Here is an 11306-nt window from a genome sequence, read left to right on the forward strand (position 1 = left end):
GGTACCGATACGTTTTGTAGGCCGGATAAGCGTTAGCGCCATCCGGCAACACTACATGAAGAGGAGAACCGACATGTCCACCCCTTTATTGCAACTTCATGGGATCACCAAGATATTCCCCGGCGTGCGCGCCCTTGAGAACGTGCAGCTCGATCTCTGGCCAGGCAAAGTGACCGCGCTGGTGGGCGAAAACGGCGCGGGGAAGTCCACGCTGGTCAAAGTCATGACCGGCATCTATCAGCCTGATGAGGGGGAAATCCTCTACAAGGCTATTCCTGTTCAGCTCCCGACGCCGGAAGCGGCGCATAAAGTCGGCATCACCGCGATTCATCAGGAAACGGTGCTGTTCGATGAGCTGTCGGTGACTGAGAATATTTTTGTCGGCCAATACCTGTATAAAGGCTTTTTCAAAAAGCTCGACTGGCCAGAAATGCACCGTCGGGCGCAGGCGATCCTCACCCGCCTTGAGGTGCAGATCGATCCGCGCACCACGCTGAAAACCCTGAGCATCGCCCAGCGCCATATGGTGGCCATTGCCCGTGCGCTTTCCTTTGAGGCCCAGGTAGTGATTCTCGATGAACCGACCGCCGCACTGTCGCAACACGAAATTCTGGAGTTCTATCAAATCGTTGAGCGCCTGAAGCAGGAAGGCAAAGCGATTCTGTTTATCTCCCACAAGTTCGATGAAATCTTTGAGCTGGCGGATCACTACACCATTCTACGCGACGGCGTATTCGTCAGTTCCGGCGACATCCATGAGATTAGCGAAGAGCGGATGGTCGCCATGATGGTAGGACGCGCGATTACCCAGACTTTCCCGAAAGTGGCCTGCGAGAAAGGCGAGACGGTACTGGAGGTGAAAGATCTCTGCCATCCCACTGAATTTGCCCACATTGATTTCACTCTGAGAAAAGGGGAGATCCTCGGTTTCTACGGGCTGGTGGGGGCAGGACGGACCGAATTGATGCAGGCGCTGTCCGGCGTATCCCGGCCTTCTCACGGTGAAATCCGTCTCAACGGACGGGCCATTCATTTTCATCAGCCTGCCGATGCGATTCGCGCTGGTATTGTCTGCGTGCCGGAAGAACGACAAAAACAGGGGGCAATCATTGAAATGAGTATCGCCGAGAATATCAGCCTGCCGCAGTTGAGTAAGCTGAATCCGCGTGGCGTACTCAATGCGGCGCGAGAGTGGCAACTGGCGGACAGCTATGCTAAACGCCTGCAGGTCAAAGCGTTTAGCTGGCGTCAGGCGGTCGAAACGCTTTCCGGCGGCAATCAGCAAAAGGTGGTGATCGGTAAATGGCTCGCCACCCATCCTGAAGTGATTATTCTCGACGAACCGACCAAAGGCATCGATATCGGCTCAAAAGCGGCGGTGCACCAGTTTATGTCCGAACTGGTGGCGCAAGGGCTGGCGGTGATCATGGTCTCCTCTGAACTCCCGGAAGTGATGGGCATGGCAGACAGAATTATCGTCATGCACGAAGGGCTGATGGTCGCGCAATACCGCGCCGGTGAAGCCACAGCGGAGGCCATTGTCAGCGCCGCCAGCGGCATCAATAAGGAGGCAGCATAATGATTCAGCGCCTGCTCAAACACCGCGAAGCCCTGCTGGCAGCGGTTATTCTCCTGATGATCGCCGCCATCGGCAGTCGCGTCCCGTCGTTTGTCTCTCCTGGCAACCTGGCCGAAATCTTCAATGACACCTCGATTCTGATCATCCTCGCGCTCGGGCAAATGATGGTACTACTGACCAAAGGTATCGATCTGTCGATGGCCGCCAATCTGGCGCTCACCGGGATGATCGTCGCCCTGCTCAACTTCCAGCATCCTGAGATCCCCGTCTGGGCGTTGATATTACTGGCAACCGCCTGCGGTCTGGTGATGGGAATGATCAACGGTCTGCTGGTCTGGAAATTAGGTATCCCGGCGATAGTGGTCACGCTCGGTACCATGAGCATTTATCGCGGCATTATCTTTTTGCTGTCGAACGGCGGCTGGATTAACTCGCATCAGATGAGCGACAGCTTCCTCGCCCTTCCTCGTTTTGCTCTGCTTGGCCTGCCGGTACTGAGCTGGTGCGCCATCGCCGCCGTTATCGTAGTCAGCTACTTCCTGCGCTACAGCCGCACAGGACGAGCGCTGTACACCGCAGGCGGGAATGCCACTGCGGCGTATTACACCGGGATCAATGCCGGGAAAATGCAGTTCATCAGCTTCTGCCTGTCGGGTGCCCTCGCCGGTTTCTGCGGCTACCTGTGGATTTCCCGATTCGCTGTTGCCTATGTCGATGTAGCTAACGGTTTTGAGTTACAGGTTGTGGCAGCCTGTGTGATTGGGGGTATCAGTACAATGGGAGGAATCGGTCGCGTTCTCGGTTGCCTGTGTGGCGCATTGTTCCTTGGCGTGATCAATAACGCATTGCCCGTCATTGGCATCTCACCCTTCTGGCAGATGGCTATTTCCGGCGCGGTGATCGTGATTGCCGTTCTGCTCAACGAACGCAGCAATAAACACAAAGGCCGGTTAATTCTGCGCAACGCAGCGCTGGCACGGCAAAAACAGGCGGTGAACTCATGAATAAAGTGATGACGTCTGAAGCGATCGAACGCGCCCCCGATACGCGCGCGGTCTGGCAACGCCTGTTGTGCTGGGAGGGTTTTCTGTTCGCCGTCACCCTGGCGGTATTTATCGTCAACGCGCTGGCCTCGCCGTACTTCCTTAATATCTGGAATCTCTCCGACGCAACGTTCAACTTCACCGAAAAAGCGATCATCGTGCTGCCCATGGCGATGCTGATTATCGCCCGGGAAATTGATCTCTCGGTGGCGTCAACTCTGGCGCTGAGTTCGACGGCCATGGGGTTCTGCGCGGCAGCGGGAATGGATACGCCCCTGCTGGTCTGCGTCGGGCTGGGAACCGGACTCTTGTGCGGGCTGCTGAACGGCATCCTGGTGACGCGGTTTAATCTCTCATCCATCGTGATCACCATCGGCACCATGAGTTTGTATCGAGGCATAACCTACATTTTACTCGGCGATCAGGCGCTGAATGCTTACCCGGAAAGCTTTACGTGGTTTGGTCAGGGCTACGTCTGGGGCGCGCTGTCGTTCGAGTTTGCGCTGTTTATCGTACTGGCGATCGTGTTCACCTTCCTGCTGCACAAAACGAACTTTGGTCGCCGCACCTACGCCATCGGTAATAACCCGGTGGGCGCGTGGTACTCCGGCATTAACGTGAAACGTCACAACCTGATTTTATTCGCTCTGGTCGGACTCATGGCGGGACTGGCCGCCGTGTTGCTCACCTCCAGACTCGGCAGTACGCGTCCCACCATCGCGATGGGCTGGGAGCTGGCCGTGGTAACAATGGCGGTGCTGGGTGGCGTCAATATTCTCGGCGGCTCCGGCAGCATGACTGGCGTCATCATCGCAGCGTTCCTGATGGGGCTGGTGACCTTCGGCCTGAGCCTGCTCAACGTGCCGGGCATCGTGATGTCGATCATTATCGGCGCGATGCTGATCGTGGTGATCTCGCTGCCGATTCTTACCCGCCGAATGATGCAACGACGACGAATCTGAATCCCTCCGGCGACATGGAGTTTTGCCGCCGGAAATATCATCACTTTAAGGAGAAACAACATGAGCTTTATGCTGGCACTTCCGAAAATCAGTCTGCACGGCGCGGGCGCGATTGGCGATATGGTGAACCTCGTAGCGAATAAGCAATGGGGAAAAGCGCTGATCGTCACCGACGGTCAACTGGTTAAGCTGGGCCTGCTCGACAGTCTGTTTGCGGCGCTGGATGAGCACAAAATGTCGTACCACCTGTTCGATGAGGTGTTCCCGAACCCGACCGAAGCGCTGGTGCAAAAAGGCTACGCGGCTTATCAGGACGCGAACTGTGATTACCTCATCGCCTTTGGCGGCGGCAGCCCGATCGATACCGCTAAAGCCGTGAAAATCCTCACCGCGAACCCGGGGCCTTCCACCGCTTACTCCGGCGTGGGGAAAGTGAAAAACCCAGGCGTACCGCTGGTTGCCATTAACACCACTGCCGGAACCGCTGCCGAGATGACCAGCAACGCCGTGATCATCGACTCCGGACGCCAGGTGAAAGAGGTTATCATCGATCCGAACATTATCCCGGATATCGCCGTGGACGATGCCAGCGTGATGCTGGAAATCCCGGCCTCCGTGACGGCAGCAACCGGTATGGACGCGCTGACCCACGCGGTGGAAGCATATGTTTCTGTTGGTGCACACCCGCTGACTGACGCCAATGCGCTGGAAGCGATTCGCCTAATCAACCTGTGGCTGCCAAAAGCGGTCGATGATGGCCACAACCTGGAAGCGCGCGAGCAAATGGCGTTTGGTCAGTATCTGGCGGGGATGGCGTTCAACAGCGCCGGCCTGGGGCTGGTTCACGCCCTGGCGCACCAGCCGGGCGCCACGCATAACCTGCCGCACGGCGTTTGTAACGCCATCCTGCTGCCGATTATCGAAAACTTTAACCGCCCGAACGCAGTGGCGCGTTTTGCCCGCATCGCGCAGGCGATGGGTGTCGATACCCGTGGTATGAGCGATGAAGCAGCAAGTATGGAAGCGATCAACGCCATCCGCGCATTAAGCAAACGTGTCGGTATTCCGGCTGGTTTCAGCCAGCTTGGCGTCACTAAAGAGGATATCGAAGGCTGGCTGGACAAAGCGCTGGCGGATCCTTGTGCGCCGTGTAACCCGCGGACTGCCAGCCGTGACGAAGTACGCGAGCTGTATCTGGAGGCATTATGATCCGCAAAGCGTTCGTGATGCAGGTGAATGCCGACGCACATGAGGAGTACCAGCGTCGGCATAATCCCATCTGGCCGGAGCTGGAAGCTGTGCTGAAAGCGCACGGGGCGCATCATTACGCGATCTATCTCGATGCGCCGCGTAATTTGCTGTTTGCGACCGTAGAGATTGAGTCCGAAGAACGCTGGAACGCCGTTGCCAACACTGACGTTTGTCAGCGCTGGTGGAAGCATATGCGCGACGTCATGCCCGCAAATCCGGATAACAGCCCGGTGAGCGCAGAGCTGAAAAACGTGTTTTATCTGGAGTAATCGATGAGCCCGGTAGACCTCGTGGACTGACCCCATAAATCTGGACAGTTTATATTAAGCGGCCTTCAGAGCCTGGGCCCGGTACTCTACCGGACTCAGGCCTTTTAGTTTCAGGCTTATCCGCTCGTTGTTGTAGTAACGGATATAATCCTCTATCGCCTTCCTCAGTTCGCTGATATTGCTGAACTGACTCAGGTAAAAACACTCCGATTTCAGCGTCCCGAAGAAGTTTTCCATCACGGCATTATCCAGACAGTTTCCTTTTCGGGACATACTTTGCGTCATGCCCTGCGCCTTTAACTTTGCCTGATAGCCTGCCATCCGATATTGCCAGCCCTGATCTGTGTGCAGCAAGGGGGCGTCGTCTGGTCCGAGCTTTAAGAACGCATCCCGCAGCATGGTATTAACCATCTCCATCACCGGCCTTTCCGACAGGCTGTAGGAGATTATTTCCCGGTTAAAAGATCGAGTACCGGCGACAGGTACAGCTTTTACCCTGCAGCGAGAACTCTGTAACATCCGTAACCCATTTTTCATTGGCTTTTGATGCACTGAAGTTCCTGCTCAGGATATTGGGGCTGCCTTGCCTGTTTCCCCTTCCATGAGCGGTATTTCTTCGCCCTTATCAGAGACCGGAGCGACAGCTCTGTCATCAGCCGCTGCACGGTTTTATGGTTCACCAGCAGACCCTGCTTTCTCAGCGAAAGCGTGATCCTGCGGTAGCCATAACGGCCTTTGTGCCGTGCGTATATCTCACGGATTTTATCTTTCAGCCCGGCATGCCTGTCCACCTGCTTCAGGGCATTCATATTGTAATACCATGTACTGCGGGACATGCCTGCCGCGCGCAGGAGGTACTCGCAGAGCGTGCTTATGCCTCAGTTCACTGATTATCAGGGCTTGCTGCCGTTTTTTCGCTCTGAACCAAGGCCTTCAACTTTTTAGATAGGCATTCTCTGCCCGCAGGTAACGGAGTTCAGCCCGGAGTTCTTCGGGGAGAGTTTTTCCAGTTCTTTATCTGTAGGGGATGGGGGGATTTTTTGTTTTGTCATTTTTCCAGGCCGCCCGCGTTGAATGTTTAGCAGTCCTTCCGCTCCGGCATCGTTGTACACGCAGACCCAGTGTCGGACAAGCGTTTCTGCAGAGAGATTAAACCGGGCAGCTGCTTCACGCATCGTCAGGTGGTCACGGATAACCGCCCGGACGACGACGAGTTTAAATTCAGCTGAATGATGTTTATTTTTCCCTGACAGCCCTTCCATACCGTGGAGTTGCCACGCCCTGACCCAGCGACGGACGGAAGTTCTTTCAACACCAAAACGGTCGGCTGTACGCTCTTCTCCGTCTTTTCCGGACAAATAATGATTAACCACAGCCAGTTTTGTTTCAGGGGAATATTTTGGCTTTGCCATAAAAAACTGCACCTTACTCAGTTGAGTGTCCAACTTTTGGGGTGCAGTCCATCGGCGCTACCGGGCCTTTTCGTTTAGAAATAATATTTAAAGCGAACGCGACCACCATAACGATTATCAGAATCGTCGCCGTTCACGTTATCGCCTTCGCTATCCAGAATTGAGTAATATGCGCCAAGGTAAATATTGAAGTTTTGCATATTCATCACATTAGCAAACTGATACGACGCGTGAATGGTATGAATGTCATAGGTGCCTTTATTATTAATCCAGCAGCCGTCATCACACACCACCCCTTCAAAGTCATCAATTTTGTTATGCGCGTAGATATAACCTAATTCAAAACGTTTCCACAGCGCGTTCAGCCCGGCGGTAAAATCGTTTTCATTATTGGCATCAAGATAAGCGGTATTCAGGTTAACCACCATGCCATTCTCCGGATCGCTCTTTAAACCATTCCATGTCATCGTCATACCGTAACCGGTACGGTCCGACTGATCGACAAATTTACCGTTTGAGTTGGTGTAGCCATAGGCGTTATTGACGACGTTCGACTCCATCGCGGCAGCTACCGAGAACGCATCCTGCGACCATGAAATAACCGGACGCAAATAGGCAACGTTTTTCTGTTGATCCATTCTCCGACCGTGGAATTCGTCATCGTTATAGAGTGAAGTGCCTTCTTCCAGCAGAGTGTTTAACTCGAAGTACCAGTTATCCACCTGCTTGCTGACGAGGAAGTTACCGCCAGCATCAGAACGACCGCGGCCTTCTTTCATCATATAGATGTAACCGCTGCCGTCGTCATACAGATTGTTGGCGGTATTCCCCGAATGTTCAACAAAGGTATCCTGATTCAGTGGGAACATATCGTAGGCTTCGAAGCGCCCCACCTTCACTTTCCAGTCATTCTCTTTACCAAAGAAGAAGACGGCATCATCGATATTCACCGTACCGGTCATATCCCCCAGCGGTTGGGCGGAGAATCCGGCATAATAACCCTCACCCAGCTTACGTGTACCATCAAAGCCCAGTAAAATCCGGCCATTAATATTCCACTGTTCGTTAGTCGGATCATGGTCAACACTGGCATTGGTCATTGCCAGCAAGCCATGATTACTTTCCGCATCCATGTTGAATTCAACATCACCATAGATTTTCAGATCGCCATAACCGGAAAGCAGCAGATTCGGTGTCGCGGCATTCTTTTTCGTCTCCTCAGGAGGGGTTTGGCCGTTAACTGGCGTGTTGCCCTGTGCCGCCTTAATTTCACGGATTTCGGTTGCCTGTTGGGTCTGTAATTGCTGAACCTGATTTTCCGCCTTTGCCGCCCGATATTCTGCGGCCTCCAGTCGCGCTTCCAATTGTTCGAGCCGTTGTTCCAGCGTCATTTTTTGCGTTTTAGCAAAACCATTATTAGCGATTAATAACAGACCTATTGCTAAAGCCAGCGTCGATTTCCTCATTTATTTGCGCTCCTTGAAAATAAATAATGGACAGCGTATTTCTTTGAGAAATACGCAAAATGAATAACAAAATAGTATGTGTTATTTTTATATTTAATAACGGCTACAATTGATGATAATAATCAACTGTTACCGCGCCGCAGGCCAGCAATTACTAACATGCAGCTTTCTTTGTGTAAACGCAGAAAGCTTTCAGTTCGTGAGGAATATAACAAAAGGGCTAAAATAAACGAAATATCATAAAAACAATTAAATATGCATTAAGAGAAAAAATAATTAGAAGTAATCATTCGGGGGAGCCTTTTGCATACCATAACGGTGAAATTCCAGGTTCGCTAAACTCTGCTCGGCCACCAGAATCGCCTGGGTATCCGCTTCCAGCGCCTGGAAGATATGCTCCTGATCGGCGGGATAACAAATATAGTCGCCCTCACCTAACACTTCTGGCGCTTCTGTCAGCCCGACCAGCGCTTTTCCCTTCGTGACAATAATATGCTCGATCGAGCCCGGTGGATGCGGCTGAGAAATGCGGTCGGCTCCAGGCTGGGTCAACAACAGATAGATATCACGCCGTGCGCCAGGCGGGCAGGCAGCCAGTAAAATCGCCTGATAGTGCGCCTGTTCAGCCACTACTTTCGTACCCTCACCGCACCGGATCACCTGCGTTTTTTGCACCTGCGGCTCCAGCAGTCGCGCAAAGGGAATATCCAGCGCCACACAAAGCGACCAGAGAGTTTCCAGGCTAGGATTACCGTTCCCCGCCTCCAGTTGGGAAAGCGTCGACTTGGCGATCCCCGCCCGTCGGGCGATTTCTGCCAGCGACAGACCCGTCCGCTGACGCTCGCGAACCAGACTTTTGGCGATCACGCTGATGGGTTGTGTCATACCCGACTCCATGTTTTTTATATCGAACGAATCGTTCATCTTGTCAAACACTGATGTTGCGTTCATTATAATGGAAATTCGTTCGATATGGCTAAATCATGGCGCACTTCTTCTCCTGTCTGAAGGCAGACACGATAAAAGCAATCTTTCTGGTCTGCCTGGCGGTAGGCGTGGTTGGGATGTCCTACGGTTCACTGGCGATGGCTTATGGCTTCCCGGTGTGGGTGCCGTTTGTACTCTCTATTTGTGTGCTGGCAGGGGCATCCGAATTTATGTTTATCGGCATTGTCGCCAGCGGCGGTAATCCGTTAGCCGCTGCCGCAGCCGGTTTACTGGTTAACGCCCGCCATGTTCCGTTTGGCGTGACGGTACGGGATCTGGTCGGCACCCGCGCGGCGAGTTTTTTCGGCTGCCATATTATGAACGATGAAAGCGTCGTGTTCGGCCTGTCGCAGAAAACCCCAGAGCAGCGCAAAGCCGCCTACTGGCTATGTGGCCTCGGCGTTGCCATTCTGTGGCCGCTGGGGACCCTGCTGGGCACCGTGGTGGGTCAATTGCTGCCAGCCCCGGAAACCATCGGGCTGGACGCCGTGTTCCCGGCTATCCTGCTGGCTCTCGTCGTCCCGGCGTTTAAAAACCGTACCACTCTGATTCGGGGCCTGAGCGGAGCCGCCGTGTCGCTCGCCGTCGTGCCTTTCGCGCCGGTCGGGCTGCCAGTTCTGCTCTCCCTGCTGGGCTTACTGACGAGGAAAAAGTAATGGGTAACATGACGCTGTTTATCGTCGGTATCGCCATTTTATCGGCAGGCACCTATTTAATGCGCCTCGGCGGCGCCAGACTGGGCAGTCGCCTGGCGCTCTCTGAACGCGCTCAGGCACTGTTATCCGATGCCGCCACGGTACTGCTGTTTTCCGTCGCCCTGGCCACCACCTTTTATGAAGGCGAGCATTTTGCTGGCATGGCACGCGTTCTCGGCGTGGCGTTCGCGGTCTTTCTCGCCTGGCGTAAGATGCCATTGATTGTGGTGATCGTCGCCGCCGCCGTGGTGACCGCGCTGCTGCGAATGGTAGGGATACACTAAAAAAGCGCCCGCGGGCGCCCTTGAAGGGGTAACGACACTCTACCGTTCAGGTTTTGTCTATCTGTTCGTCTATCCAGGCGATAACGGATTCAATATCCAGCGTTTGCTGTTGATCTACCGTAAACACCGGCCCGAGCCGCATCGGTTCGGCGCGTTCTGCCAGTTGCGCCAGTTCGGGTAGATACTCCTCACCGGGATGACCCGGTTTGCGATCCTGTAAGCGGGTGGCATAGCGCGTCACGGCCAGCTCAGGCGTGATCTGATTCCACACTTCCAACACCTTCTCAACGCCCGCCTGCTGCAAGAGTTGTTGCAACCTCTCGCGAGGCTGAAAGCCAAACCAGGCATCAACCAGCCAGACAACGTTCGCCGGAGCGTGGCCGATAATAGACCAGATCACCTCATAGGCCGCACAGCCCAACTGCCGGTTGAAAGGTCGGTCGATATCCGTAAAGCGCGCCATAAACGGCTCTTTGATCCCATCAATCGTCAGCAATGGCAGACTGAAGGTCCCGGAGAGCTGATGAGTAATGGTACTTTTACCTGAAGCGGGGATCCCGTTAATCAGAATCACTGTTTTACAGTCCGGCGAGAGGTGTCGTTTCATAGCAACGCGACCACCTCTTCCTGGGAACGTGCCGCCCGCAACTTCGCCATGCGTTCATCGTTATCGAGTAAGGCGACAATGGCGCGGATGCCCTCTTCAATATGCGCATTACTGTCCTGTGCACCAAACATAATGACAATGTCGGCGGCTTCACTGTCGGCAAACTGAATGGGCTTATCCAACAGCACCATGCTAAAACAGTTGCGCTTCACCCCACATTCTGGACGGGCATGGGGGATCGCAACCCCTTCATCAAATACATAATACGCCCCATGACTGAGGGTGTTGTCGATAACTGCCTGACCGTATTCCGCTGAAATATACCCTTTTGCGACCAACGGTCTGGCCGCCAGTTGAATCACCTTCTGCCAGTCGTTTTCCGCGACGCCAACCTGAATGGCATCGGCCTCGATCAGTAATTCTTTTATCGTCATGACGACTCCCTAAGCGCTTAATAAACCCGACGCTAAATATTCCGGCGAATAACATTACGCAACTCATCTATACGCACAAAAAGCGAATCAATATCCTGCCGGTGCGTCTGGCTTTTGGCATAGACCGACAGCGCCCGGTTATAGATCAGCATTAATGCTTTCTGTATTTCACCATTACCCGGGTTGCCCTGCAGTTCACCTTCCAGCCTGGCGATTTCTCCTGCCAGAACACGGGACTGTTCATCATAATCTTCCGGCGGGCGTGTTTCTTTTTTCCATAACGATTTCAAAGATTCAAACATAGCGATCCCCCGCCC

Annotated in this window: 11 protein-coding genes and 2 pseudogenes; 7 read left to right on the forward strand and 6 right to left on the reverse strand. The window is 53.8% G+C overall.

Annotated features, from left to right (window positions below; translation table 11 throughout):
* The first annotated feature begins 73 nt into the window (after positions 1-73).
* The 5 genes from HVX64_RS22310 to rhaM are packed head-to-tail and all read left to right on the forward strand — an operon-like array spanning position 74 to position 5104.
* On the forward strand, positions 74-1579 hold the full coding sequence (locus tag HVX64_RS22310) for a sugar ABC transporter ATP-binding protein (RefSeq protein ID WP_044257444.1): 1506 nt from the start codon (positions 74-76) through the stop codon (positions 1577-1579).
* Positions 1579-2583, forward strand: a complete 1005-nt coding sequence (locus HVX64_RS22315) for an ABC transporter permease (protein WP_042998892.1) — start codon at positions 1579-1581, stop codon at positions 2581-2583. Before HVX64_RS22310 ends, HVX64_RS22315 begins: the two co-directional genes overlap by 1 nt.
* Positions 2580-3584, forward strand: coding sequence for an ABC transporter permease (locus HVX64_RS22320; protein ID WP_042998891.1), 1005 nt, complete (start codon positions 2580-2582; stop codon positions 3582-3584). Before HVX64_RS22315 ends, HVX64_RS22320 begins: the two co-directional genes overlap by 4 nt.
* A gap of 60 nt (positions 3585-3644) precedes the next feature.
* Positions 3645-4793, forward strand: coding sequence for a lactaldehyde reductase (gene fucO, locus HVX64_RS22325; RefSeq protein WP_042998890.1), 1149 nt, complete (start codon positions 3645-3647; stop codon positions 4791-4793).
* Positions 4790-5104, forward strand: a complete 315-nt coding sequence (gene rhaM / locus HVX64_RS22330; protein WP_042998889.1) for an L-rhamnose mutarotase — start codon at positions 4790-4792, stop codon at positions 5102-5104. The genes fucO and rhaM overlap by 4 nt, the downstream gene beginning before the upstream one ends.
* Positions 5105-5158: 54 nt before the next feature.
* Here rhaM and HVX64_RS22335 read toward each other — a convergent pair.
* From HVX64_RS22335 to HVX64_RS22345, 3 genes and pseudogenes are all read right to left on the reverse strand, one after another.
* Positions 5159-6516: pseudogene (locus HVX64_RS22335) on the reverse strand (IS3 family transposase).
* Between the two features lie 74 nt (positions 6517-6590).
* Positions 6591-7982, reverse strand: coding sequence for a carbohydrate porin (locus tag HVX64_RS22340; protein WP_042998886.1), 1392 nt, complete (start codon positions 7980-7982; stop codon positions 6591-6593).
* A gap of 339 nt (positions 7983-8321) precedes the next feature.
* Positions 8322-8867: pseudogene (locus HVX64_RS22345) on the reverse strand (XRE family transcriptional regulator); the annotation flags it as partial.
* Positions 8868-8965: 98 nt separating this feature from the next.
* Between HVX64_RS22345 and HVX64_RS22350 the strand changes: the two are divergent.
* Together HVX64_RS22350 and HVX64_RS22355 are read left to right on the forward strand one after the other, a co-directional pair.
* Positions 8966-9625: an AzlC family ABC transporter permease gene (locus HVX64_RS22350; RefSeq protein ID WP_044257194.1), complete on the forward strand. Its 660-nt coding sequence runs from the start codon at positions 8966-8968 to the stop codon at positions 9623-9625.
* Complete coding sequence (locus tag HVX64_RS22355) at positions 9625-9948, forward strand: AzlD domain-containing protein (RefSeq protein ID WP_042998884.1); 324 nt, start codon at positions 9625-9627, stop codon at positions 9946-9948. The genes HVX64_RS22350 and HVX64_RS22355 overlap by 1 nt, the downstream gene beginning before the upstream one ends.
* Before the next feature lie 46 nt (positions 9949-9994).
* Here HVX64_RS22355 and HVX64_RS22360 read toward each other — a convergent pair whose 3' ends face one another.
* From HVX64_RS22360 to HVX64_RS22370, 3 genes are read right to left on the reverse strand one after another with little or no spacing between them, the layout of a single operon-like run.
* Positions 9995-10555: an ATPase AAA gene (locus HVX64_RS22360; RefSeq protein ID WP_042998883.1), complete on the reverse strand. Its 561-nt coding sequence runs from the start codon at positions 10553-10555 to the stop codon at positions 9995-9997.
* Positions 10552-10989 (reverse strand): PTS sugar transporter subunit IIA, encoded by a 438-nt coding sequence (locus HVX64_RS22365; protein WP_044257193.1) that lies wholly within the window; start codon positions 10987-10989, stop codon positions 10552-10554. Before HVX64_RS22365 ends, HVX64_RS22360 begins: the two co-directional genes overlap by 4 nt.
* Before the next feature lie 32 nt (positions 10990-11021).
* Positions 11022-11291, reverse strand: coding sequence for a hypothetical protein (locus HVX64_RS22370; protein WP_042998881.1), 270 nt, complete (start codon positions 11289-11291; stop codon positions 11022-11024).
* Between the last annotated feature and the right edge of the window lie 15 nt (positions 11292-11306).

The sequence above is a fragment of the Citrobacter sp. RHB20-C16 genome, assembly GCF_013890155.1.
In the GTDB taxonomy this organism is placed as follows: domain Bacteria; phylum Pseudomonadota; class Gammaproteobacteria; order Enterobacterales; family Enterobacteriaceae; genus Citrobacter_A; species Citrobacter_A amalonaticus.